Source organism: Gordonia shandongensis DSM 45094 (assembly GCF_000423025.1).
GTDB classification, from domain to species: domain Bacteria; phylum Actinomycetota; class Actinomycetes; order Mycobacteriales; family Mycobacteriaceae; genus Gordonia; species Gordonia shandongensis.
The window spans coordinates 446,705-472,437 of the sequence record NZ_AUHE01000001.1; the positions used below are offsets into that span (position 1 = coordinate 446,705).

General features: G+C 70.4%; 20 protein-coding genes. 9 read left to right on the forward strand and 11 right to left on the reverse strand.

Annotated elements, in window-relative coordinates; translation table 11 throughout:
- Window positions 1-176 precede the first annotated feature (176 nt).
- Complete coding sequence (locus G528_RS0102310) at window positions 177-1,331, forward strand: FAD-binding oxidoreductase (RefSeq protein WP_026917564.1); 1,155 nt, start codon at window positions 177-179, stop codon at window positions 1,329-1,331.
- 25 nt (window positions 1,332-1,356) lie between these two features.
- Here G528_RS0102310 and G528_RS0102315 read toward each other — a convergent pair whose 3' ends face one another.
- The 6 genes from G528_RS0102315 to mgtE form a co-directional block, all read right to left on the reverse strand.
- Window positions 1,357-1,779 carry a DoxX family membrane protein gene (locus G528_RS0102315; RefSeq protein WP_026917565.1) on the reverse strand — a complete coding sequence of 141 codons (423 nt, stop codon included), beginning with the start codon at window positions 1,777-1,779 and terminating at the stop codon, window positions 1,357-1,359.
- 186 nt (window positions 1,780-1,965) lie between these two features.
- Window positions 1,966-2,391: a heat shock protein transcriptional repressor HspR gene (locus G528_RS0102320; RefSeq protein WP_026917566.1), complete on the reverse strand. Its 426-nt coding sequence runs from the start codon at window positions 2,389-2,391 to the stop codon at window positions 1,966-1,968.
- A 6-nt stretch (window positions 2,392-2,397) separates the two neighbouring features.
- A complete protein-coding gene (gene dnaJ, locus G528_RS0102325; RefSeq protein ID WP_026917567.1) occupies window positions 2,398-3,579 on the reverse strand; it encodes a molecular chaperone DnaJ in 1,182 nt (393 codons plus the stop codon).
- A 106-nt stretch (window positions 3,580-3,685) separates the two neighbouring features.
- Window positions 3,686-4,312 carry a nucleotide exchange factor GrpE gene (grpE, locus tag G528_RS0102330; protein ID WP_026917568.1) on the reverse strand — a complete coding sequence of 209 codons (627 nt, stop codon included), beginning with the start codon at window positions 4,310-4,312 and terminating at the stop codon, window positions 3,686-3,688.
- Entirely contained in the window at window positions 4,309-6,150 is a 1,842-nt protein-coding gene (gene dnaK / locus G528_RS0102335; protein WP_026917569.1) for a molecular chaperone DnaK, read from the reverse strand. The genes grpE and dnaK overlap by 4 nt, the downstream gene beginning before the upstream one ends.
- A 311-nt stretch (window positions 6,151-6,461) precedes the next feature.
- Complete coding sequence (gene mgtE / locus G528_RS16130) at window positions 6,462-7,823, reverse strand: magnesium transporter (RefSeq protein ID WP_051198185.1); 1,362 nt, start codon at window positions 7,821-7,823, stop codon at window positions 6,462-6,464.
- A gap of 863 nt (window positions 7,824-8,686) precedes the next feature.
- Here mgtE and G528_RS0102345 point away from each other — a divergent pair.
- From G528_RS0102345 to G528_RS16135, 4 genes are all read left to right on the forward strand, one after another.
- On the forward strand, window positions 8,687-9,481 hold the full coding sequence (locus G528_RS0102345) for a crotonase/enoyl-CoA hydratase family protein (RefSeq protein WP_026917570.1): 795 nt from the start codon (window positions 8,687-8,689) through the stop codon (window positions 9,479-9,481).
- A gap of 3 nt (window positions 9,482-9,484) precedes the next feature.
- Entirely contained in the window at window positions 9,485-10,690 is a 1,206-nt protein-coding gene (gene macS, locus G528_RS0102350; protein ID WP_026917571.1) for a MacS family sensor histidine kinase, read from the forward strand.
- 2 nt (window positions 10,691-10,692) lie between these two features.
- A complete protein-coding gene (locus tag G528_RS0102355; protein WP_051198186.1) occupies window positions 10,693-11,397 on the forward strand; it encodes a response regulator in 705 nt (234 codons plus the stop codon).
- A 61-nt stretch (window positions 11,398-11,458) separates the two neighbouring features.
- Window positions 11,459-13,513, forward strand: coding sequence for a DUF2339 domain-containing protein (locus G528_RS16135; protein WP_051198187.1), 2,055 nt, complete (start codon window positions 11,459-11,461; stop codon window positions 13,511-13,513).
- A 75-nt stretch (window positions 13,514-13,588) separates the two neighbouring features.
- Here G528_RS16135 and G528_RS0102370 read toward each other — a convergent pair whose 3' ends face one another.
- The 3 genes from G528_RS0102370 to G528_RS0102380 form a co-directional block, all read right to left on the reverse strand.
- Complete coding sequence (locus G528_RS0102370) at window positions 13,589-14,143, reverse strand: hypothetical protein (protein WP_026917573.1); 555 nt, start codon at window positions 14,141-14,143, stop codon at window positions 13,589-13,591.
- Window positions 14,144-14,300: 157 nt separating this feature from the next.
- On the reverse strand, window positions 14,301-16,688 hold the full coding sequence (lon, locus tag G528_RS0102375) for an endopeptidase La (protein ID WP_026917574.1): 2,388 nt from the start codon (window positions 16,686-16,688) through the stop codon (window positions 14,301-14,303).
- A 94-nt stretch (window positions 16,689-16,782) separates the two neighbouring features.
- On the reverse strand, window positions 16,783-17,907 hold the full coding sequence (locus G528_RS0102380) for an NDMA-dependent alcohol dehydrogenase (RefSeq protein ID WP_026917575.1): 1,125 nt from the start codon (window positions 17,905-17,907) through the stop codon (window positions 16,783-16,785).
- Between the two features lie 164 nt (window positions 17,908-18,071).
- On the opposite strand from G528_RS0102380, the gene G528_RS16140 reads away from it, so the two are divergent.
- The 3 genes from G528_RS16140 (at window position 18,072) to G528_RS0102395 (ending at window position 22,645) form a co-directional block, all read left to right on the forward strand.
- A complete protein-coding gene (locus tag G528_RS16140) occupies window positions 18,072-19,067 on the forward strand; it encodes an alpha/beta hydrolase family protein (protein WP_169515209.1) in 996 nt (331 codons plus the stop codon).
- A 93-nt stretch (window positions 19,068-19,160) separates the two neighbouring features.
- Window positions 19,161-21,326, forward strand: coding sequence for an acyltransferase family protein (locus tag G528_RS0102390; RefSeq protein WP_026917576.1), 2,166 nt, complete (start codon window positions 19,161-19,163; stop codon window positions 21,324-21,326).
- Between the two features lie 110 nt (window positions 21,327-21,436).
- Complete coding sequence (locus G528_RS0102395; RefSeq protein ID WP_026917577.1) at window positions 21,437-22,645, forward strand: acyltransferase; 1,209 nt, start codon at window positions 21,437-21,439, stop codon at window positions 22,643-22,645.
- An 18-nt stretch (window positions 22,646-22,663) separates the two neighbouring features.
- Here G528_RS0102395 and G528_RS0102400 read toward each other — a convergent pair whose 3' ends face one another.
- Both G528_RS0102400 and G528_RS0102405 read right to left on the reverse strand, forming a co-directional pair.
- Complete coding sequence (locus G528_RS0102400) at window positions 22,664-23,323, reverse strand: hypothetical protein (protein ID WP_026917578.1); 660 nt, start codon at window positions 23,321-23,323, stop codon at window positions 22,664-22,666.
- Window positions 23,324-23,398: 75 nt separating this feature from the next.
- On the reverse strand, window positions 23,399-24,049 hold the full coding sequence (locus G528_RS0102405) for a SanA/YdcF family protein (protein WP_026917579.1): 651 nt from the start codon (window positions 24,047-24,049) through the stop codon (window positions 23,399-23,401).
- A 170-nt stretch (window positions 24,050-24,219) separates the two neighbouring features.
- Here G528_RS0102405 and G528_RS0102410 point away from each other — a divergent pair, with 170 nt between their 5' ends.
- The gene (locus tag G528_RS0102410; protein ID WP_026917580.1) at window positions 24,220-25,623 is read left to right on the forward strand and encodes a WS/DGAT/MGAT family O-acyltransferase; all 1,404 of its coding nucleotides are present in this window, start codon (window positions 24,220-24,222) and stop codon (window positions 25,621-25,623) included.
- Window positions 25,624-25,733: the final 110 nt, after the last annotated feature.

Consider the following 25,733-nt stretch of genomic DNA (forward strand, 5'->3'; position numbering starts at 1 on the left):
ACGCCGTCGCGCGCCTGTCGATGGCGGGTTCGATTCCCGCACGCGACTACAGTGAGCCGTGCACCAACCGCGGGGCCACTGACAGCGATTGGAACGGCAGCGATCGGAACGGCAGCGATCGGAACGGCAGCGATCGGGACGGCAGCGATGGGAACGGCAGCGATGGAGGCGGAACAGTGACCGAGCCGGGGCAACCCATCCTCGCGCAGGCGCGCTCGCTGATCGCCGCGGACCCGGATCGATTCGCGCGCAGCGTCTTCGCACGCCTCTTCGCACTCCAGCCGCGGCTGCGCGAACTGTTCCCCGTCGAGATGGCCGAGCTGCGCTCGGTGTTCGTCGACGTGATCGACCACGTCCTGGACGCCATCCCCGCATCCGGCGGGCACGACGAACTCGTCGACTTCCTGGCGCAGCTGGGCCGCGACCACCGCAAATACGGGGTCCTCGGCGAGCATTACTGGCTCATGTACGAGGCCCTCATGTCGGAGTTCGAATACGTCTTCGGCGACCGCTGGACCCCCGAGACCACCGAGACGGTCTCGCAGGCCATGCAGTTGACCACCGGGGTGATGCGGGGCGCCGCCGACAGCGTCACCGACCCCGCCCGCTGGACGGCCCGCGTGGTCCAGAAGTTCACGATCAACCGCGAACGGGCCGTCGTGCGGCTCGTCGTGGACGGCGAGGCGCCCCCGTTCGCGGCCGGCCAGTACCTCGAGACGCAGATCCCGCAGTGGCCGCGGGTGTGGCGCAACTTCTCACCGGCGATCCCGCCGAACGACGACGGCCACCTCGAGTTCCACGTCCGCGCCGTGCAGGGCGGACGGTTGAGCCCGACGATCGTCCGCGACACCACGGTCGGCGACGTGTGGACCTTCGGTCAACGGCACGGCACCATGCGCGTCGACCCCGACCGGCCCGTCCTCATGATCGCCGGCGGCAGCGGTCTGGCACCGCTGCGCGCCCTACTGCTCGATCTCGCGACGAACGCCGACGCCCCCGCCACCCACATCTTCTACGGCACCCGCTACCCGGGCGAACTGTACGAGCTCGGCGTGCTGCATCAGCTCGCCCGCTCCAATCCGTGGCTGCGGGTGACCGCCGTCAGCGAGGAGACCGAGGATCCGTGGTGGATCACCGGCGCCGCCGACCCCCGCCAGTGGGGTACCGAACTCGTCTACGGCCGGGTGGGCGAGGTCGCCGCCAGATACCGCGACTGGACCGACCGGCAGGTGCTGATCTGCGGTCCGTCGCCGATGGTCTTCCACACCGCGCTGCAGCTCCGCGCGGCCGGAGTGCCCGGGGACGCGATCTCGCACGACCCCCTCGACTGACGGTCCGGCGCGCGGTGCCGCGCGGCTACTTGCCCGCGATGCGGGAGGCCGCAGCGGCCGCCGACAGGGCGGCACCGATGAGGACGATGTTCTTGCGGAAGTGCGTCTTGTGCGCGTTCCGCATCGCCGGATCCTCCATCTCCCAGTAGGCGTGGCCCGCGGCCGTCGTCGGGATGAGCGAACCGGCGATGAGCCCCGCACCGGCCACCGGGGCGACACCCGATGCGATGAGCGCACCGCCGACCACCTGGGCGGCACCGTTGGCGCGGACGATGGTCTCATTGTCGACCGGCACCGGAACCACCTCGCGCATCTTGTCGAGCAGCGGCGCCGCCATCCCCACCCGCGGCCCCGGATCGCTCGCCGCCTCGTAACCGAACATCATCAGCGGCACTCCGGTGAGGAGTCGGCCGGCGGTACCGAGGACGGAGTGGGCGGTCACGGTCATGGGGTTCCCTTCGGGTCACGGCCTCGGTCGGCGAGCGTGCCGACGGTCGGCGCATCGGTTCTCGTGCGTGTCACGGCGGTCCAACGACGACGAGGGGGCGTCGATTCCCGATCACCGGAAATCGACGCCCCAGACGTATCGAAGATCACTTTTGCGCGCGGCACCGCACCGGGTGACCGCCGCGGGTCACCGCTCGGGTTTCTTGCCGCGCGGCTGCCACACCACGAGGGCGCTCGTCCTGGGCACCGGGACCAGTTCGGCGCCCGGCCGGCCGGTGCGGCGGACCGCGTCCAGATCGCGTTGGAGTTCGCCGACGCGCGACCGCAGCGCCTCCACCTGGTCGGAGAGCTCGATGATCCGTTTGATGCCGGCGAGGTTGACGCCCTCGTCCTGCGACAGTCGTTGAATCTCGCGGAGCATCTCCACATCGCGGTTCGAGTACCGGCGGCCGCCGCCGCGGGTGCGCTGCGGCGTCACCAGGCCGAGTCGGTCGTAGGTCCGCAGGGTCTGCGCGTGCATTCCGGCGAGCTCGGCGGCCACCGAGATCAGGAACGTCGCGGCGTCATCGCCGTGTCCTCGTCCGCTTCCGGACCCACCGTGTGTGCGAGCCATCGTGCATCACCGCCCCCATCCGGCGCGGGGATCGAACCCGCTGGCCTTCTCTGCCTCCGCGTACCGTGTCATCGCGTCGATCGCCGGTTCGTCCAGCGTCGTCGGCACCGACACCTTGACCGTCACGAGCAGGTCGCCGGACCCGCCGGACCGCTTCGGGACGCCACGCCCCTTCAACCGCAGGGTACGACCGTCGGACGTGCCCGCCGGGATCTTGACCCCCACCGAGGAGTCGAGCGTCGGCACCGAGACCGTCGCGCCGAGCACCAGTTCGGAGATGCTGACCGGCAACTGCACCTTGAGGTCGTTGCCGCTGCGCGTGAACACCGCATCGGGTTTCACGTGCACGGTCACGTACAGGTCGCCCGACGGCGCCCCGCGCATCCCGGCCTCGCCCTGTCCGGCCAGCCGGATCCGCTGACCGTCCTCGACGCCCTGGGGCACGCGGACGTTGATGGTCCGCGGCCGCACCGTCACGCCGTTGCCGCCGCAGTCGGTGCACGGCTGGTCGATCTTGGTGCCGGTGCCCTGACAGTCGGGGCACGGCTCGGAGAAACCGAAGTGGCCCTGGCTGCGGGTGACGAACGCCGACCCGTTGCAGGTGGGGCAGGTCCGCGGGCTCGACCCCGGGCGCGCACCGCTGCCGTGGCAGGCGGTGCACGGCGACGGGCTGGTCACCCGCAGGCTGACCGTGGTGCCCTGCACGGCGTCGCGGAACGCGAGCGTCGTCTGGGTCTCGAGGTCGTTGCCGCGCCGCTGCCGCTGCTGGGTGCCGCCGGGGCGGCCGCGGCCGCCCAGCAGGTCGCCGAGCATGTCGCCCAGGCCACCGCCGCCACCGCCGGCCGCGCCGCCGCCGAACAGGTCGCCGAGGTCGAATCCGTCGGCTCCGCCGCTGAACCCGCCACCGCTGAAGCCGCCACCGCCCCCGCCGCCGCGGAAACGTCCGCTGGCCATGAGGGTGCGGGCCTCGTCGTATTCGCGGCGCTTGGTCTCATCGGCCAGCACGCTGTGCGCCTCCGACACGCGCTTGAAGCGCTCCTCGGCCGCCGTGTCGCCGGGGTTGGCGTCCGGGTGCAGCTCGCGTGCCAGTCGCCGGTAGGCCTTCTTGATCTGATCGGCCGAGGCGTCGGAAGAAACGCCGAGGTCCGCGTAGAAGTCGCGATCGAGCCACTCACGCTGGGGAGCCATCAGACGTCACCTCCTGAAAAGTCTGTCGTTGTTATGTGTCGCTCCTGTTCGGGACACGGTGTCGCGGTGTGGTCGCGGGGCCGCCGTGGGCGGCCCCGCGCTCACATCACTGCTCCGGCGCGGGCTCCGCGGCCGGTTCCGGATCGGTGACCGTCACCATCGCGTGGCGGATCACCTTGTCGCCCAGGCGGTAGCCCACCCGGTAGACGTTTCCGATCACGGGGCTGTCCCCGCTTCCATCATTCTGAATCGCTTCGTGGAGTTCCGGGTCGAAAACCTCGCCCGGCTCCGCGAACTTCACCAACTTCTCACCGGCCAGGACGTCGCCGAGCTTGTCGGCGAACGCCCGCAGCGGCCCCTCGTCGAGGTCGCCGTGCTCACGCGCACGGTCGAGATCGTCGAGGATCGGGAGGAGCTTCTCCACCAGGATCTGCTTGCCGCGATCGGCGGCCTGCAATTGCTCCTCCGCGCTGCGGCGGCGGAAGTTGTTGAACTGTGCACGTTCCCGCTGCAGAGCCTCGGTGAGTTCGGCGACCTGGGCGTCGCTTCCCGCGGCGTCGGCCTCGGCCGCCTGCGCCTCGTCGCCCGCGGGCGACTCGGCGGCGGCGTCGGCCGCGGTCTCCGGCTCACCGCCGGCGGCCGACCCGTCACGCACGTCCCCGGTGTCCGGGGCCGCCCGCTCGTCGTCGGTCACCGCGTTCGGCTCGCGCGCACCGTCGTCGGGTGAGGTCACTTGCCGTCACCCTCCTCGGGATCGTCGACCACCTCGGCGTCGACGACGTCGTCGGCACCGTCGGCGCCGCCGCCGTCGGCCTCACCCTCGGCCTGAGCGCTGGCGTAGATCGCCTGGCCCATCGCCTGGGACTCCTGCGACAGCTTCTCGATGGCGCTGCGGATGGCCGCCGAATCGGTGCCCTTCAGGGCTTCGTTGGCCTCCGAGACCGCCGACTCGACCTTCTCCTTGACGTCGCCGGGGACCTTGTCCTCGTTCTCCTTGAGGAACTTCTCGGTCTGGTTGACCAGCGACTCCGCCTGGTTGCGGGTCTCGGCCTCCTCGCGGCGGGTCCGGTCCTCCTCGGCGTGCGCCTCGGCGTCCTTCACCATGCGGTCGATCTCCTCCTTCGAGAGACCCGAGCCGTCCTGGATCCGGATGCTGTTCTCCTTGCCGGTGCCCTTGTCCTTCGCGGTGACGTGCACGATGCCGTTGGCGTCGATGTCGAAGGTCACCTCGATCTGCGGGACACCCTGCGGCGCCGGCGCGATACCGCCCAGCTCGAACGAGCCGAGCAGCTTGTTGTGCGACGCGATCTCGCGCTCACCCTGGTACACCTGGATCTGCACCGACGGCTGATTGTCCTCGGCGGTGGTGTAGGTCTCCGACCGCTTCGTCGGGATGGTGGTGTTGCGCTCGATCAGCTTGTGCATCACGCCGCCCTTGGTCTCGATGCCGAGACTCAGCGGGGTCACGTCGAGCAGGAGCACGTCCTTGACCTCACCGCGCAGCACACCGGCCTGGAGGGCGGCGCCGACGGCGACGACCTCGTCCGGGTTGACGCCCTTGTTGGGCTCCTTGCCGCCGGTCAGCTCCTTGACCAGTTCGGTGACGGCCGGCATGCGGGTGGAGCCGCCGACGAGGACCACGTGGTCGATGTCGCCGACCGCGATGCCGGCGTCCTTGATCACGGCCTGGAACGGGGTGCGGGTGCGCTCGAGCAGGTCGCTGGTGATCTTCTGGAACTCGCTGCGCGAGATCTGCTCGTCGAGGAACAGCGGGTTCTTGTCGGCGTCGACGGTGATGTACGGCAGGTTGATCGAGGTGCTCTGCGAAGCCGAGAGCTCGATCTTCGCCTTCTCGGCGGCCTCGCGGAGACGCTGCATGGCCATCTTGTCCTTGGTCAGGTCGATACCCGAGGACGCCTTGAACTTGTCGACGAGCCACTCGACGACGCGCTCGTCCCAGTCGTCGCCGCCGAGGTTGTTGTCGCCGGAGGTGGCGCGGACCTCGACCACTCCGTCGCCGATCTCCAGCAGCGAGACGTCGAAGGTGCCGCCGCCGAGGTCGAAGACCAGGATGGTCTGTTCCTTCTCGCCCTTGTCGAGGCCGTAGGCGAGAGCGGCCGCGGTGGGCTCGTTGACGATGCGCAGGACGTTGAGGCCCGCGATCTGGCCGGCCTCCTTGGTGGACTGGCGCTGCGAGTCGTTGAAGTAGGCGGGCACGGTGATGACGGCGTCGGTGACGTCCTCACCGAGGTAGCTCTCGGCGTCGCGCTTGAGCTTCATCAGCGTGCGGGCGCTGATCTCCTGCGGGGTGTACTTCTTGTCGTCGATCTCGACGGTCCAGTTGGCGTCGCCCATGTGGCGCTTCACCGACCGGATGGTGCGGTCGACGTTGGTCACGGCCTGGTTCTTGGCCGGCTGGCCGACGAGGACTTCGCCGTTGCGGGCGAAGGCGACGACCGACGGCGTGGTGCGGGAGCCCTCTGCGTTCGCGATGACGGCGGCTTCGCCGCCTTCGAGAACAGACACCACGGAGTTGGTGGTGCCGAGGTCGATTCCGACAGCACGGGACATGTGTACCTCCTTGTACGCGGCTTGCTCGTGGCAGCCTGGGTAGTTCTGAAGCCTGTGTTCTTGAGGCCCCGTTGTTTGTGAGGCCGGGGTGGCCTGCTGGTTCCTCGAAACCTCAGCGCCGACGACTCATGTCTAGTCAACGTCGTTCGTGACGTCAACCCGAGTTGAGTCTATAACACTCAGGTCTCTTGCCGGTTCCAACGACGGCCACCCCGGATCCATTCCCGAACAGTGCGTCTGCATCACTCAACTCTGCTGTGAGCTTGGTCACCGAGGTGCTCGGCGGTGCCCCGTGGCGTGCGGTGCCGGCCTCACAACAGGATCTGGGACGCGATGAAGAAGTAGATCAGCACGCCCACGCCGTCGCAGATGCTGGTGATGAGCGGCGCCGACGCACTGGCGGGGTCGAGCCGGAACTTCGTCAGCAGGAACGGCAGCGACATGCCGATCACCGCGCCCACGATGACGATCAACACCATCGACAGCGACACCACCAGCGCGACCTCACCGCCGCCGCGGACGAGGCCGAGCACCGAGACCGCCGCCGCCATCGTGGCGCCGAGGAGGATCGCCACGCTGAGTTCCTTGCCGAGCAGTCGACCCCAGTCGCGCATCCGGACGTCGCCGGTCGCCAGGGCGCGCACCATCAGCGTCGCCGACTGGGATCCGGCGTTGCCGCCGGAGTCGATGAGCAGCGGCAGGAAGAACACCAGCGACACCACCGAACTGATGACGTCCTCGTAGTGGGCGATGCCCGCGCCGGAGAAGATGTTCCCGAACACCAGGACCACCAGCCACACCACGCGGGAGCGGTACAGCGCCCACACGCCGGCGTCGCGCAGTGAGACGGTGAGACCGCCGGCGGCACTCATCCGCCGGAAGTCTTCGGTGGTCTCGGCGGCCTGGATGCCGGCGGCGCGGTCGGTCGTCACGACGCCGACGAGCCGCCCGTCGTCGACCACCGGGATCGACGCGAACGGGTTCTCGGCGAACAGTTCCACGAGGACTTCCTGATCGTGGTGGGCGTCGACGCTCACCACGGTGTGGGGCGCCAGGTCGCGCAGCGGGGTGTCGGGGGCGGCCAGCATCACGTCGCGGAGCCCCACGACGCCGACGAGTTCGTCGGAGCCCGAGACCAGGTGAACGTAGCGTGCGGATTCGGTGCCCGGTCCGGTTCCGCGGAGGCTGTCGACGGCTTCGGATGCGGTGGCGGCGGCCGGGAGCGCGAGGATCGACGGTGTCATGTTGGCGCCCACCGATTCGGCGGTATACCGCAGGAGTGCACTCACTTCGCCGCGGCGGGCGTCGGGCATCGCGGCGAGGACGCCGCCGCGGCGGTCGCCCATCTCTCGGAGGATGCGTCCGGCGGTCGCGATCGGGAGCGGTTCGAGTGCCGTCGAGGCGTCGACGGGGTGGATGCGCCCGAGGAGTCGGGCCGCGGCGTCGTCGCGGACTCCGGTGAGCAGTCCGGTCAGTTCGCGTGGGCCATGGGCGGCGAACAGTGCGCGGGCCTGCGGTGCGCTGAGGTCGCGGACCTGTTCGGATCGGTTCTCCCGTCCGGACACTTCGGCACGCCATTCCGCGAGGTTGCAGGCGGGGTCGGCGTCCACTCGCTCGGCGAGGGTGCGGATGCGGCCGAGGACGGCCAGGGTTTCGGGTTCGTTGCGGTACACAGCGGTTCCTTTCAGGAATCGACGCAGGCCACCACCGCGCGTCCCCACCGTGATCGCGGGTTTCGGCCGCCGTGGCATGGCGCACGGCAGCACACGGTCCGGACGTGACCGGACCGACGGAGATCGGCGCACTGAGGCGGCCGCCGAGGCAGGAAGCCGGGCGGCCGCGCCGGGTGCACCGGGGCGTGACGGTGGGCAGACGTGGTCATCGCCTGCGAGAGACGGCCGCTCGTCGGCGGCCGGATGAACGTCGGCTACGAGGTCGGGGCGAGGCGGCGTGTGATCGCGGCAACGCCCATGGTTCGACGACTTCGACTCTCCATGTCGTCACCCCCTACGCGTCGCCCCCGGACCGGCCGGCTGGAATATCGGTCTCCACCTGCGGCGGATCGACGCACATCAGCGTCGCGCATCACCGCCGGAGCCAGGCTACCCCAACCCGAGTGGTCGCGCGCTCTGGGCAAGAGCAGGCGCTTTCGCCTGCCAGGATTCACACACGTTGCGCCCGCGCCGACCGCCCCCGTGGTTCGGCTGCCCACATCCGGCCCGGGTCCCGCACTCACGGGACGCGGCCACTGCGAGGGGCACGTCGCTCATACCGGTCTTTTACGGTCGTCTTCATCCAGCTCTCCTACGGCTGTGTAGCAGTGAGACATACGGCTTGGGTCGGCGGTGAACCCGCACACCGTGAATGGATACGCGGATTCGCCGCCGGAGCGGATCCTTCTCCGAAGTGGGCCCCGCAGAGCGCCGACAAATCGATCAATAGCAGTCCGCCCAGGAGGCACCGACACGGGTGGACGTCTCGCGGACTTCGCTGACCACCCGTGCCGAACCGTCGCGACTGCGACATCATGAGAGATATGACGAACATCGACTACGAGGTCCGCGACAGGGTCGCCTACGTGCGGCTGAACAGGCCGGAGAAGCACAACGGTCTCACGCTCGACATGATCGACGACCTCGCGAAGGCCGCCGACCGCGCGTCGAAGGACGCGTCGCTGCGAGCGGTGATCCTCACCGGTGAGGGACCGTCGTTCTGTTCGGGCCTCGACTTCGCATCGGCAGGCAAGGAACGGGGCCGCATCATGCGCAACCTCATCCCGAAACGATCCTCGGCCGCCAACAACTTCCAGGCCGCCGGCTGGGCGTGGCGCACCGTCCCGGTACCGGTGATCGCGGTGATCGACGGCCACTGCTTCGGCGGCGGCCTCCAGATCGCCCTCGCCGCCGACTTCCGCTACGCCGCGCCCGGCGCCGACTTCTCGATCATGGAGTCGCGGTGGGGACTGATCCCCGACATGTCCCTGTCGGCGAGCATCTCGCAACTCACCGGCATCGACGTCGCCAAACGACTCACCATGACCGGCGAGACCTTCTCCGCCGAACAAGCCGCCCGCTGGGGACTGATCACCGAGGTCAACGACGACCCGATGGCGGCGGCCCACGAATTCATCGACCTCGTCAAACAACGCTCACCCGATGCGGTGGCCGCATCCAAATCGCTGTTCGAGAACACCTGGTACAACGGTTCGCGCATGTCGTTCCCCGTGGAGCAGGCCCTGCAGATCAAACTCCTACGCGGCCGGAACTCCGAGATCGCACGCAAAGCCGGGATCGCCGGGGAGACACCACAGTTCATCGACCGACAGCTCTGAGCCGTGCCGCGCACCGACCGGCCCGCAGCGGCCACCACCGACCCCGCCGCCCTATGGCGGGGCCTCGACGACGACGACCCCGTCGGGCCGCTGTGGCGGGCGGCGCAGATCTTCCGGGCCGTCAGCTTCGTCTACGCCCTCGGCTTCCAGATCGCCGTCAACGGCGACCTCGACCACCCCGGCGTCACCTGGATCCTGTTCGCCGTCCTCATCGCCGCCAACATCTGGTGGACCACTGGCTACCTCGCCGGATTCGGTCGACGAACCTGGTTCGTCACCATCGAAGTCCTCGTCTCGGCAGCCATGATGATCTCGACGTCGGCCGTCGCCGACGCCGACTGGATCGCCGACAACCAGACCTGGCCGACCACCCTGTGGATGACCAACGCCGTACTGTCCGCGGCGCTGCTGGGCGGCGCGCGGTGGGGGCTGGCCGGAACCGTGTTCATCGGCCTCGCGAACTACTACGTCAAAGGCGTCTTCGTCCTCAACTTCGGCCGCAACGCGACCGTCATCCTCCTCGCCGCGGCCGCCGTCGCCGTCGGGATGGGCGCCTCACGCGCACGCCTCATGCACGCCCGACTCACCGCCGCCATCCGGTTGGCCGCCGAATCCACCGAACGCGACCGACTCGCCCGCGAAGTGCACGACGGCGTCCTCCAGGTCCTCGCCCTGATCTCCCGACGCGGCCGCGAAATCGGCGGCCCCACCGAAGAACTCGCCGCACTGGCCGCCGAACAGGAACGACTGTTGCGGCAACTCATCGCCGCCGGCCCCGCCGCATCGTCGACGTCGCACGACGCGGTACGCGACGTCGCCGCCGCCCTCCGCGACCTCGCCGCCGACGACGTCCACGTCAGCGCCCCCGCCGAAACCGTGATCCTCGCCGCCGAAACCGTCGACGAGATACTCGCGGCCGTCGGCAACATCCTGGACAACACCGTCCGCCACGCGGGTCCGGGCGCACAGTCGTTCATCCTCCTGGAAGACCTCGACGACGACATCGTGGTGAGCGTCCGCGACGACGGCGTCGGAATCGCCGACGGACGTCTCGCCGAAGCCGCCGACGAAGGCCGGTTCGGCGTGGTGCACTCCATCATCGGGCGGATCGAAGCCCTCGGCGGCCGCGCGCAGCTGGAATCAGCGCCCGGCGCCGGGACAGAATGGGAGCTGACGATACCGGCCGACGGACGACAGGAGCGGGCGTGACGATGAGACCAGACGCCGGCGACCCCGACCCCGCGGGTCCGGCCACGTCCGGCGGATCACTGCGGGTGATGGTCGTCGACGACCATCCGATCTGGCGCGACGGCGTGGCCCGCGACCTCGCCGACGAGGGGTTCGACGTCGTCGCCACCGCCGACGGGGTGACCGCCGCGGCCGCCCGCGCGGCCGCCGTCCGCCCCGACGTGATCCTCATGGACATGCAGATGCCCGACGGTTCGGGCGCGGAAGCCACCGCCCGCGTACTGCACGCCCACCCGGGCGCCCGCGTGCTGATCCTCTCGGCGTCCGACGAACGCGACGACGTCCTGGAAGCCATCAAAGCCGGCGCCACCGGCTACCTCGTCAAGAGTGCGCAACGCTCCGAACTGGTCGCCGCGGTCCGCGCCACCGGCGACGGGCAGGCCGTCTTCACACCCGGTCTGGCCGGGCTGGTGCTCGGCGAGTACCGACGGATCGCCCGCACCCCGCGCGACGACTCCCCGACCCTCACCCAGCGGGAGACCGAGGTCCTGCGGCACGTCGCCAAGGGCCTCTCATCGCGGCAGATCGCGACACGCCTGGCGATCAGCCCCCGAACCGTCGAGAACCATGTGGGCGCCGCACTGCGGAAACTCCAGCTCGGCAACCGCGTCGAGTTGGCGCGGTACGCGATCGAACACGGCCTCGACCAGGACTCACCGGAGAAGTGACCACGATTTCTGCGTAGTTCTGCGCATGTCTCGGCGGCCGGCGGCGACGACGCTGGAAGCCATGAACACCACACCTGATCCGGCAGTCGCCGCCGATCGCATCGGCGCCGAACTGCGCACGCTCTCCGACCGCGTCGCCGCGGTCTCGTCCGACTTCGCCGAGTTCGCCTCCTCGCTCCCCACCCGGGAGCCGGAGCCCACCCGGCCCCCAGCAGCCGCACCGGCCGCCCCCGCAAAGCCGGCGGCCGCCCAGCCCACGGCCGCACCCGCCCAACCGCACTCGGCGGCACCGCACCCGCCGCAGCCGTACGTCCAGTACGCGACCGGCGGCCAGTGGCCGTACACGCCCCCGCCGACCGCACCCCACTGGCAGGCGAACCCGTGGCAGGGCAATCAGTGGCGGGGCAACCAGTGGCAGGGCAACCAGTGGCAGGGCAACCAGTGGCAGACCGCCACCCGGGGTGCCGCCGGGCCCGCAACCGCGCATCCCGCCGCGACCCGCCCGGCACCCGCGCCGTCGCTGTCCGACCGGCTGGCCGCGGCCACCGATCGCGGTCTCGTCGGCAAGATCCTCGCCGCGGTGGGCGTCGCCATCACCCTGATCGGAGTGGTCCTCCTGCTCGTCCTGGCCGCCCAGGCCGGCATCCTCCGCCCGGAGGTCCGCGTCGCCGGCGGCGCCCTGCTGGCCGCCGCACTGGTCGCCGTCGGCGCGCGAATCGGTCACCGCGACGAGAAGCGGTCGGGCGCCGCCGCGTTGATCGCCACCGGCACCGCCGCCGCGCTCTTCGACGTGCTGGCCGCCGCATCGATCTACCAATGGCTCCCCGAAGCGGCGGCCCTGGCACTCGGCTCGCTGATCGCCGGCGGCGGACTGTGGTTCGCCCACCGGTGGGACAGCCAGACGTTGGGTCTGCTCGTCTCGGTTCCGCTCCTCGTCTTCGCGCCGATCGTCACCGGCGGCGTCGACCTCGTCCTCATCGCGTTCATGCCCGCCTACGCCGCCGTCACCCTGTGGATCCAGATCGGCCGCGACTGGACGCCGCTGTTCGCGGTGAACACCGCCGCCGCCACGATTCCCCTGCTGGCGGCGACCACGACCGACGACGTCGCCGCCTGGTTCCTGGCCCCGGCGATCGCCGTGAACATCGTGCTCGCCGTCGTCTCGGCGACACTGCTGCTCTCGACGAGCTCCACCCGGGTGGTCGTCGGTCTGGTCTCGGTCGCCTCCGGCATCCCGGTGTTCGCGACCCCGGCGATGTTCGACACGCCGCTGCCGTCGGTGGTCGCCGGGATCGCCGCGCTGGTGTTCGCGTTCGCCGCCGTCGTCACCCGCGGTCGCAGTGGAATCGGCTTCACCGCCCGCATCGGGTGGGCCGTCGCCGCCGCCATCGGGTTCGCACTGTCCGTGCTGTTCGCCGTCGGCCCCGACGCCCAGGCGCCCGGCGCCCTCGCGGTGGCGATCGTGATCCTGGCCGTCAGCATCGTGGCCGGCGATCTGCGTCGCGCCCTGGTGACGGCCGGGACGGTCGCGACCGGTTTCGGTCTGCTCTCCGTCGTCGCCTCCGGCGCCCTTCCGCAATTGTTCTTCTTCGACGGCCTCACCGACGGCCAGCGGATCACCGTGCTCATCGGGGTCGCCTTCGGCATCGTCGCCGTGACTCTCCTGACCTGGGTGTGGTCCGCCGAGGCCCCCGATGCCGCCGACCGACTGTGGATCGTGGGCGCCCTGGTCGACCTGTGGCTGGTCACCCAGCTGTGCGTCGCCGTCGCCGCCGTGGCGACCGACGGATCCGGGCAGGGCTTCCGCACCGGCCACACCGTCGCCACCGTCATCTGGTTCGCATCGGCCGCGGCCGCGCTGATGTGGGCCCGCCGCAACGACGGCGTGATGCGGACCGTCGCCCTGAGCGCCGGACTGACGTTGATCGCGGCGGCGATCGCCAAACTGTTCCTGTTCGACCTGGCCGCCCTCGACGGATTCCTCCGCGTCACGGCGTTCCTCGTCGCCGGCATCCTGCTGCTGGGCCTCGGCGTCGCCTACGCGCAGCGACTCACCCGCTCCGAGCCGAACACCCCGAGTCCCGCTCCGCATCCGGCGGCCGACACACCGCACTGACCGGCACGGACCCCGGAGACGACGATCGGCGGCCCCTCCCGCACGGAGGGGCCGCCGATCGCTGCGCGCGGACGGCTACTTCTCGGCGAATGCGACGGCCGCGACGGCCGCCAGCATCACCACCGAACCGACCAGCGCCAGGTACGCGCCGATGCCGGCGCTGAATCCCTCGTCGACGAGGAAGGCCGCGAGCACCGAGGCGCCCACGGCGACGGCGCCGATGATCGTCGACGGCTTGTTGAACGCGGCCGTGTACCGGCCGATCAGGCGCAGCACCGCGATCACGAGCAGCACGACGGCGACGACGCCCGGCAACCAGTGCAGGCGGCTCGAGGTGAAGATGATCCGCACCTGATCGGTGCTGTTCACGCTCCCGAGGCCGGTCACCGTGGCGTCCGGGTCGGCCGTCGCATAGAACCACACCAGCGGGTACGAGACGAGGGTGAGGACGGCGCCGACGATCACGCCGACCGCCGCGATCGAGAAACCCGTGTACCCCGAGTCCTGCTCCGGTTGGACCGGCGCCTGCTCGTTCGGCGACGGGGGGTTCGGGTTCTGAACGTTCGGGTCGTGCAGGTTCGAGTTCTGCGGGCTCGAGTTCTGCGGGTTCGAGTGTCGGGGGTCTGTCACGGGTACTCCGTTTCACCATCGAGTCGTGTGTGTGCGTCCGGGTCGCGTGTGCGTCGACGATCCCCGCGGGACCGGTCGCCGCACTCTAACCCGACGCCGTCGACGCGAGCTCCCCCGCGGTCGGTCGAGAGAACGACCCCCGACCGACCGCGGCGGATCAGGCCGCCGACTCCACCCCGGACGCACCGGCACCGTCGACAGCCGGCTCCAACGCCTGCGCGACGATGTCGGCGACATCGGTCATCGGCCGCACATCGAGTGCCGCGAGCACCTCGCCCGGCACATCGTCGAGATCGGCCTCATTGCGCTGCGGGATGAACACCGTGCCCAGCCCGTTGCGCTGCGCCGCCAGCAGCTTCTGCTTCACACCGCCGATCGGCAGCACCCGACCGCCGAGCGTCACCTCGCCGGTCATCCCCACGTCACCGCGGACACGACGCCCGGTGAGCATCGACACCAGCGCGGTCACCATCGTCACCCCCGCCGACGGCCCGTCCTTCGGCACCGCGCCCGCCGGAACGTGGATGTGAATCGTCCCCGCGAGCGCACCCGGATCGATCCCGAAGTCCGCGGCGTGCGACCGCACGTACGACAGCGCGATCTGCGCCGACTCCTTCATCACATCGCCCAACTGACCGGTGAGCTTCAGGCTCGGACCACCGCCCGCCCCCGCTCCCCGGTCCACCGACCCATCGTCCGGCGACGCCACCGCCAGGCTCTCGATGAACAGGACGTCGCCGCCCATGCCGGTCACCGCCAGCCCCGTCGCCACACCGGGGATCTCGGTCCGCTCCGCCGTCTCCGACGTGAAGCGCGGCCGCCCGATGTAATCGACCAGCCCCGCGGCGTCGACCGTCACCGGCTCGCGCCCGTCGCTCGCCTCGACGGCCACCGCGACCTTGCGTGCGATCTTGGCCAGCAGCCGCTCGAACTGCCGCACTCCCGGCTCGCGGGTGTGCTCGGCCGCGATCGTCCGCAGCGCGTCCGGCGTGATCGTCACCTCGTCGGCCGTGAGCGCCGCCCGTTCGAGCTGACGTGGAACCAGGTAGTCGCGGGCGATCGCCACCTTGTCGTCCTCGGTGTAACCGTCGATCGTGACCAGCTCCATGCGATCGAGGAGCGCCGACGGGATGTTCTCCACCACGTTGGCCGTCGCGAGGAAGACGACGTCCGACAAGTCGAGATCCAGGTCGAGGTAGTGGTCGCGGAACGTGTGGTTCTGCGCCGGGTCGAGCACCTCGAGGAGCGCCGCAGCCGGGTCACCCCGGAAATCGGAGCCCACCTTGTCGATCTCGTCGAGCAGGATGACCGGGTTCATCGACCCGGCCTCCCCGATGGCCCGCACGATGCGGCCCGGCAGCGCGCCGACATAGGTGCGCCGGTGACCGCGGATCTCCGCCTCGTCGCGGACACCGCCGAGCGCGACCCGGACGAACTTCCGGCCGAGGGCGCGCGCCACCGACTCCCCGAGCGACGTCTTCCCGACGCCGGGAGGACCGGCGAGCACCATCACGGCGCCCGAACCGCGGCCGCCGACCACCGACAGACCGCGCCGCGACCGCCGCGCCCGGACGGCGAGGTACTCCACGATCCTGTCCTTCACGTCGTCGAGACCGTGATGATCGGCGTCGAGGATCTCCCGCGCACCGGCCACGTCCGTCGCATCGTCGGTCGTCTGCGACCACGGCAGTTCCAGGACGGTGTCGAGCCAGGTGCGGATCCAGCCCGCCTCTGGACTCTGATCGCTGCCGCGCTCGAGCTTCCCGACCTCGCGCAGCGCGGCCGCACGGACCGCGTCGGGCAGGTCGGCCGCCTCCACCCGGCCGCGGTAGTCGTCGGCGCCGTCGGGTTCGTCCTCCCCGAGCTCCTTGCGGATCGCGTCGAGCTGCTGGCGCAGCAGGAACTCCTTCTGCTGCTTCTCCATGCCGTCGCGGACGTCGGCGGCGATCTTGTCGCTCACCTCCGTCTCCGCGAGGGTCTCGCCCGTCCACTCGATCAGCAGCCGCAGCCGGTCCTCGACGTCGTCGGTCTCCAGCAGCGTGCGCTTCTGCACGTCGGTGAGCCACGACGCGTAGCCGGCGGTGTCGGCGAGCGCCGACGGATCGGTGAGCCGGTTGACGGCGTCGATCACCTGCCACGCCTCGCGGCGCTGCAGCATCGCGAGGACCACCGTGCGGTATTCGGACGCCAGCTCGCGGACCGCGTCGGTGACCGGCGGCTCCGCCACCGGCTCCACCTCCACCCACAGGGCGGCTCCCGGGCCGGTGGTGCCGACGCCGATGTGCGCGCGCCGCTCACCGCGGACCACGGCGGCATGGCCGCCCGGTCCGGGCATGCGTCCCACCTGCACGATCGACGCGATCACGCCGTGGGTGGGGTAGCGGTCGTCGAGCCGCGGGGCGATCAGGATGGAGCCGTTCTCCCCGGCGCGGGCCGCGTCGACCGCCGCCTGCGCGGCGTCGTCGAGCGGAATCGGGACCACCATGCCGGGCAGGACCACGAGGTCGGGAACGAACAGGACGGGAACGGAAATGTTCTCAGACATCACACCTCCAGAAGTTCAGTCTGCTCGACTCAACCCCGAGGGTGCGGCGTTTGTTCCCCGACCCGCCGGCGGGCCCCGACCGCTGGTCGCGCCGCTACCAGTCGGCCTCGTCGAAGACGATCATGCCGCGGATGTTGTTGCCCTCCAGCATGTCGTCGTACGCCCGATTGATGTCCTCGAGCCGATACGTCTGAGTCACCAGATCGGCGAGATTCAACTGACCGGACCGATACTCGTTCAACAGCCGCGGCACCTGAGTCCGCGGCCCGGCGCCACCGAAGATCGCCCCCTGAACCCGCTTCTGCAGCAGAGTGAGCTCGAAGAGGTTCATCTTCACGTCCATCGCCGCGTAATCGCCCATCCCCACGACTACCACCTGGCCGCCCTTGCGGATCATCGCCAACCCCTCGGCGATGTACTCGCCCTTCATCTCGCCGTGCGTGAGCACCGCGGTGTCCGCCATCGCACCCCACGTCATCTCGCCGACCGCGGGCACCGCCTGCTCCACCGACTCGAACGTGTGCGTCGCCCCCAGCTTCTCGGCCATGTCGCGTTTGAACTTCACCGGATCGACGGCCACCACGAACCGCGCACCCGCCGCCTTCGCGCCCTGCACCGCGTTGATGCCGACACCGCCGATGCCGACGACCACCACCGTGTCGCCCGGCCGGGTGCCGCCGATCTGCGTCGCCGACCCCCAGCCCGTGGCGACGCCGCAACCCAACAGCGCCGCCTCCTTGAGCGGGATGTCGTCCTCGATCTTCACCAGCGACGCCTGATTGACCGTGATGTACGGAGAGAACGTCCCGAGCAGACACATCTGCGTGAGACCCTCGCCGCCCAGCGTCACCCGATGCGTCTTATCGGCGATCGACAACCCGGTGAGCAGCCCCGCACCCTCGTCGCACAGATTCTGCGCACCGCGCGAACACGGTTCGCACGTGCCGCACGCCGGGATGAACGCCGTGACGACATGATCCCCCTCCGCGAACCGGGTGACGCCGTCGCCGACCTTCACCACCACACCCGCACCCTCGTGGCCCCCGACGACGGGCATCGGGGCCGGACTCTGCCCGGTCCGCAGATGATGGTCGGAATGGCACAGTCCGGAACTGACCAGCCGGACCTGCACCTCCCCCGCCACCGGATCGCCGAGGTCGACCTCCTCGATCCGCCACTCCTCGTCGACTCCGTGCAGTACCGCCGCTTTGGTCTTCATCGCCACCACTTCCGTCCAGAGGGTCGCCGGCCACATGCGTCCGGCCACACCCATCGTCGCCCGCCGGCACCGATCCCACAGTCGATCCTCGAGATCACATGCGACACAAGGTGTTCTCTTCAGGAAACTGTCAGCCGACCGTCGCAGGATCGACGCTCATGGCGATGCGCAGACCGTCCCGACGGCTCACCGGACTCACGGCGGCACTGATCGCGGTGATGACGGTCGCCACCGTGGCGGTGTGGGCGTGGGCCGACGACCCCGACGGCGACGGCGTCAGCACCGCGGCACCCACCACCACCGCCGCGACCAGGACCGTGCCCTCGCACGCCGCACAACAGACCGGCGAGGACCGGACCACCGTGCGCCGCCACGCGTACCCGGCGACACACGCCGACCCGTCGCAGAACTACGGCGACCTCCACCTGCCCGCCGACTACCGCGCACACCGCGACATCCCGCTGGTGATCCTCGTCCACGGCGGCGGCTGGGGACCGCGGATCACCGCCCGCGTCCTGCACCGCCTCGCCGCCGACCTCGCAGCGCAGGGCGTGGCCGCCTACTCCATCGAATACCGCCGCGTCGGGACCGGCGGCGGCTGGCCCACCACCTTCACCGACGTGGCCGCCGCATTCGACGACGTCCCCGCCCTCCTCACCCGATACCCGCAGATCCGGAAGACCGGCGTCACCGCCTTCGGCCACAGCGCCGGCGCGCAGCTCGCCGTCTGGGCGTCCCTGCGGTCCGCCGTCAACCCCGGCCCCGGCGGCCACCCGCCGCGCATGATCCCCGACCGCGTCATCTCCGTGGCCGGACCACTCGACATGACGTGGGCGGCCGCCACCGGCAACACCCGCGCGATCGCGGCGCTGGGCGGCCGCCCGACAACCGTCCCCGACCACTACGCACAGGTCGACCCCGTCCTCGTGGCCGCCACCCACCCCCTACCGTCGCGCCCGACGATCACCGTGCTGCACGGCGACGCCGACCGGCTCGTCCCGCCCGACCACGCCCGCCGGTTCGCGGCCGCCTATTCGACGACCGGCGGCCGAATCGACGTCCGCATCCTCCCGCGGCAGAGCCACGCGTCGATGCTGCGCCCCGATCGACGCGCCTACCGCGACCTGCTCCACACCGTCGTCACCCGCACCCGACGCTGATATCGGACATTCGGCAGACGGGCCGTCGAACAGACACTCGATCCAGCATGTGGAATGGAGTTCACATCGTGATCCGAAGTAGCATCACGCGTTGTGAAGTCAGCTGGAACCGACGTGACCGCCGCGTCCTCGACCCCGAATGAGGACGCGGCCGCCGGAGTCAACTCCGGCTATCGGCTCGATCTCGACGGACTCCGCGGCATCGCGATCTTCCTGGTCGCGGTGTTCCACGTGTGGTTCGGACGGGTATCCGGCGGCGTGGACGTCTTCCTCACGCTGTCCGGTTACTTCTTCGTCGCCTCACTGCTCAAACACGTCATCAAAACGCAACCCGCCTCCGTGTCGTGGAGCGTCGCGATCAACCCGTGGCCCCGCCTGAGCCGACTGCTGCGCCGCCTCATCCCGGCGATGTTCCTGCTCCTGGCGTTCGTCACGCTCGGCGTGTGGTGGTTGATGCCGACGACCCGATGGGGTCCGCTGGGCAAAGAGATCATCGCGTCCGCGTTCTACTACCAGAACTACCACCTGGGCTTCCTGTCCCAGGACTACGGCGCCGCCGACTCCGCGATCAGCCCCCTGCAGCACCTGTGGTCGATGTCGATGCAGGGACAGTTCTTCGTCTTGACCCTGCTGACGGCCCTCGCCGTCGGCGGTCTGCTCAAGATCGGCGCCCGCTACTTCCCCGTCCTCACCCGCCCGACGGTCATCAAGACCATCGTCGGCGTCCTGCTGCTGGCCGTCACGCTGATCTCGTTCGCGTGGGCCAACTACCGCCACGGCATCAACCAGCCGTTCAACTACTACGACACCGTCGCCCGGATCTGGGAGCCGATGGCCGGCGGTCTGCTCGCCATCTGGATGCCGCGGATCGCACTGGCCAACTGGCTGCGGAGCCTGCTGTCGGCGGCCGCCGTCGCCCTCATCGCGACCTCCGGCATCTGGATCGCCGGCGTCGAGGAGTACCCCGCCCTCCTGGCCCTCGTCCCCGCCGGCTCGACCCTGCTGCTCATGTGGGTCGGCTCGTCGCACACCGCTCCGCGCGCCGTGCCCGGCAACGACCTGTCCGCCGTCGGCCGCGCCCTCGCCCACCCGTGGATCGTGTGGCTCGGCTCCATCGCCTACGCCCTCTACCTCATCCACTGGCCGCTGCTGATCTTCTACATGAACGCGCGGATGGTCGACGACGTCAGCTTCATCGAAGGCACCGCCGTCCTGGTGATCTCGGTGGGCCTCGCCTGGCTGATGACACGATTCGTCGAGGCGCCGCTGCGGGCGGGCCGCGGCGAAGGCTTCACCGCCGCCTACCGCAAGACGCTGATCGCCATCCTCGTCGTCGCCTCGCTGGCGTCGTTCTCCGCCGCCGGCTACTGGCAGTACCGCCAGAACCAGCTGATCGTCGACACCACCAACCTCGACCCGCGCGAGTACCCCGGCGCCCGCGCATTCCTCAGCGGAGCCCCCGTGCCCGCCGTCCCCGTGGCGCCGTCGCCCGAGGCCGCCGCCGAGGACTGGCCGCTCAACCATCTGCCGCACTTCTCCAACTTCGGCGACCCCGCCATCAAGGTCGGCGTCTACGGCGACCCGCGCGGCGCGCGCACGATGGCCGTGGTCGGCGGCTCCCACTCCGAACACTGGATGACCGCGCTCGACAAGCTCGGCAAACAGCGCGGCTTCCGCGTCACCACCTACATGAAGGCCGGGTGCGCGATGTCGACCGAGGCCGAGGTGGAGTTCAACGACCGGACGCTCACCGAGTGCAAACCGTGGGTGCAGCGCGTCGTCAAACGCCTCGCGCAGGACCGCCCCGACGTGGTCTTCACCACCAGCACCCGACCCGCACCGAGCGGTGAGGACGGCGACATCGTCCCGCCCGGATACGTCGACGTGTTCAACCAGCTCCGCGACGAGAACCTCAAGGTGATCGCCGTCCGCGACACCCCGTGGACCAGCGGCTCGATGTCGCCGCCCGAGTGCATCGCCTCCGGCCGTCTGCCCCGCGTCTGCGGGGTCGACGAACGCAAGGCGCTCTCGCCGACCGACCCCGCCGACGCGATCGCCGCGAAGTTCCCGAACATGACCTTCCTCGACTACAGCAAGGCCTTCTGCAAGGACGGCTACTGCCCGGCCGTCGTCGGGAACATCCTCGTGTGGCACGACCGCCACCACGTGTCGACGGCGTTCATGCGCAGCCTCGTGCCGTACCTCGACGTCGACATCGGCAATGCGACCGGATGGTGGAAGCCCCGCGGAACCCCCTGACGCGGCGGCGCGCATGTGCGGGAACGGCCCGCCCAGCACACAGCGACCGCACAGTCGCACCGACTACGGTGGGCCACCAGTGAAGAGTTCCCCGACATGCTGAGGTCGTGATGTCCCTCGTCCTCGCGCCGAACCGATCGGTGCAGCGCTCCCCCGCTGCACCGACAGCGACGACGGCGCCCGCCGCAGGTAAGCGGCCCTACCTGCACCACGTCGACCTGGTGCGGACCACCACGTTCGCGCTCGTGATGTTCGTGCACGTGTACACCTCGACGACCGATCAGTTCGGCAGCGTCGGCACCAACGCGACGGCGATCCTCTTCCACGCCACCCGCAACATCTTCTTCGCACTCACCGGTTTCGTCCTGATGTACCAGTACCTCGACCGGCCCGACTTCCGGGCCACGACGTTCTGGCGCAAACGGATCAAACTCGTCATCATCCCGTACGCGATCTGGTCGGTCCTGTACTGGCTGGTGACCGTCATGTGGGCGCAGAACCGGCTCGGCGACGTGCCGTCGAACCTCGACGACCTCGGTGAGCGACTCGCCTGGGGGACCGCCGCCTACCACCTGTACTTCCTGTTCGTGATGCTGCAGGTGTACGTGCTGTTCCCCCTCGTGCGACGCCTGGTCACCGCGACCCGCGGCCACCACGGACTGCTCGCACTCGGCGCCGGCGCCCTGCAGATCACGGTGATCGCGGTGATGACGTACTGGACGCCGCCGTCGTCGATCGCCGACCTGTGGGGACACCTGTACGCGACGTTCCTGCCGTATTCGCTGGTCATCGTGCTCGGCGCCCTCGCCGCCGACCACCGCGACACCCTCCACCGACTCCTGCGCGGCCAGGGCGTCCTCCTGGTCACCCTGCTCATCTCCACCGGGGCGTTCGCGGTCGCCGCCTACCTGTACCGGGTCAACACCGGCGGGCCGATCAGCGACCCCCTCGGCGCCTTCCAGCCGACCCTGCTGCCGTTCATCCTGGTCGCGGCAGTCGGCGTATACGCGATGGCCGTGCACTGGGCGCGGACCCGCCGCGACCGGCAGCCCCGTATCGCGATGGCCGTCACGTACGCGTCCAACCGTTCGTTCCCGGTGTTCCTCGTGCACGTGATGGTGCTGTTCTTCCTCCTGCGGCCCACCGGCGAGGACGGCGGCCCGTGGTTCCTGTCGACGATCCCCCAACCCCTGGCCACACCGGTCGTCTACCTCCTCACCCTGGCGATCTCCCTCGCCGTCGTCGAGGTCCTGCGCCGATTCCCGGGGTCGGAGTACCTCACCGGCCGGCCGCGGCTCGGGCTGCGCCCCACGATCTGACGGCGAGCACGAGCGCGGTCAGCGCAGCGCGCACACCACCGCGGCTCCCCGACCGCCGCGGTCGGCCGCGACCACGGACACCGCATCGACGCCCTCGGCCCGCAGGTCGGCCAGCGCCCGGATCTGCGCCGCCGCGTCGGGTCCCGTCCGCAGCACCCCCGCGGGCAGCCGGACGCCGTCGGGCACCGCCGCGACCACCGGCGCACCGCACGGCGCGGCCCGCAGCAGATGGTCGACCGCCGACTGCAGGCGGCCGCCGCCGAGATCGATCTCGGTACTCCGTCGCGGGGACGGTGCGGGCACCGTCGCGGCGGTGAGCACCAGCACCGCGCCGCCGACCGCCACGACCACCGCGCCGGCGTCGGCCGCCGCCAACGACAGCCCCATCGCGATCGATGACGGCACCCCGCAGCCGTCATCGACCAGGTCGAGGGTCCGCAGCGGACGGTGCGGTGCGCCGAGCGCGGCGACCGCCGCGATCTGCCCGGCGGAGTCCGCCCGCGCGGGGTCCGACGCGTCGGCGGCGCACGGGCCGACGCGGATCACGGCGCACACGTCGCGGGGCGCGAGCCCGGCGTCGGCGAGCGCATCGCCCACCGGAGACGCCGACGACGCACCGAACACGAGTCCGACGACCCGGGCGGCCGCGACGTCGACCCCGGCGCGGGAGATGTCCATGCCTCGACGTTACGGATCCCACGAGCCCGGATCGGACATCCGAATGACCCCCGCAGGGCACACCACCGGCACTCCTCACCGCGACAGGCGGGCCCGCATCGCGTCGAGGAGCGCCCGCGGGCGCGACGCCAGCGACTCGCGGAGGTGATTCCGCGTCAGCCCCGCCGTCGAACAGCTCCCGCACGGTGCGATGACGCCGAGCGTGTCGATGCCGCGGGCTCGGCACAGCGCCACCGCCCGCGCCACGTGAAAGTTCTGGGTCACGATCATCGCCGCCGTGACACCGAACTCCCCCGCGGCACGACGGCACGTCGCATCGGTGTTGAGGCCGAACCGGTCGTCCACGATCGCGGCGGCCGGAACCCCGCGAGCCTCCAGGTAGCGTCGCATCACCGCCACCTCGTTGCCCGCCTCGTCGGCGTCGTTCCCCGAATCGATGATTCGCTCGACCCGGCCGGCCCGGTAGGCGGCCACCGCGACGTCGAGTCGCGGACGGACGTAGTCGCCCGGCTCGCCCGCGGTGACCTTCGATCCGAGCACGATGAGCGTGCGCGGGGCGTCGGCGGGCAGGTCACCGGCCTCGACCACCCGGCCCCACGCGCCGACGACCATCGCGGACGACGACACGGCGACGACGGCCTCCACCACGATCACCGCGATGAGGATCGCGGTGCGGAGTCGACCACGAACACTCGTGGCCGCAGACGGGGCGGGCGTGGCGGGCATCGCGGTCGAGAGTAGCGGCGGTCGAGAGTAGCGGCGGCCGAGAGTAGCGGCGGCGCCGCCGCCGACGGCGCATCTCACCGCCTCGACCCACCCCCGGGAGCCCGATGTGCGTCGTGTCACAATCAGCACGGGCGGCACGGTCGCCGCCCCGCAAACGGGGAGGACGCCACATGGAGTACATGCCGGTCACCGAGTCGATGTTCCTCATCGCCGAGACCCGGGACCAACCGACGCACGTCGGCGGACTCCAGCTCTTCGTCCCGCGCGACGGGCAGACCGCCGAGCAGTTGGCCGACGAGTTCGCCGACCGGTTCACCGCCGCCACCGACATCGCACCGGTGTTCCGCAAGAGGCCCGCGACCCCCGCCCAACTGGCCGGATACACGGCGTGGGCGTACGACGACGACGTCGACTTCGACCATCACATCCGCCGGATCGTCCTGCCCCGGCCGGGCGAGATCAAGAATCTGCTGCGGTACGTCTCCCAGAACCACGGCGCCCTCCTCGACCGCCGGCGCCCGATGTGGGAGGTGCACATCATCGAGGGCCTTCAGGACGGCCGGGTGGCGTTGTACTCGAAGGTCCATCACTCGGTGATGGACGGCGTGACCGCGCTGCGGATGCTGCAGCGCTTCCTGTCGACCGATCCCGACGACCGGTCGGGCACGGCGGTGTGGGACGCGGACCTGCAGCGTCGCGCTCGCCGCGGCCGCCGTCGCCCCGCGACCGATCGCGGTCTGCTCGGCGGCCTCCGCGGCATCGCCGAGAGCGCCGTCGACGTGGCCGGCCAGGTGATCGGGATGGGGCCGGCGGCGCTGCGCGTCGCCTCGGCCGGTCTGAGCGACTCCGATTATGTGGCGCCCCTGCAGCGCGCCCCCAAGACGATGCTCAATCAGTCGATCGGGTCGGCGCGGCGTTTCGCCGCCCAGGACTGGCCGATCGAGCGGCTGCGGGCCGTCGCCCACGCACAGCGCATGACCTTCAACGACGTCGTCCTGGCGATGTGCTCGGGTGCGCTGCGCACCTATCTGTCCGATCACGGCGACCTGCCCGACGAGTCGCTGATCGCGATGCTCCCGGTCTCGATGCACGGTGACGGCGACGACGACGGCAACGCGGTCACGGCCATCGAGGTCCGGATGGCCACCGATCAGGCCGACCCCGCCGACCGCGTGGCCGCGATCAAGGCGTCGACCGCCGGGGCCAAGCGGGTCTTGCGCGGGATGCGGCCGCTGCAGGCGCTCGCGCTCGGGGCGGCGACGATCTGGCCGCTGGCGTTCGCGAGCGTCCCGGGGTTCGTCGACTACACGCCGCGCGGGTTCAACCTGATCGTCTCGAACGTTCCCGGACCCGAGGAGCAGCTGTACTGGAACGGCGCGGCGCTCGACGGGTGCTATCCGGTGTCGGTGCCGATGGAGGGCCTGGCGATGAACATCACGGTCGCGACGGCGTCGGGCAAGGCGAACTTCGGGGTGATCGGCGCGCGGGCCCAGCTGCCGAGCCTGCAGCGGATTCTGGCGCATCTCGAGACGGCGTTGGCCGAGATGGAGGCGCTGCCGCCCGCCGGAGTCTGAGCCCCCGGGATGGTCGGGTGGACTGGACCCATTTGTTACTCACGAGTAACATCGATGCGCACGGCGACCGGAGACCGCGCCCACCGCAGCGAGTTAGGCAGCCCTTGGCA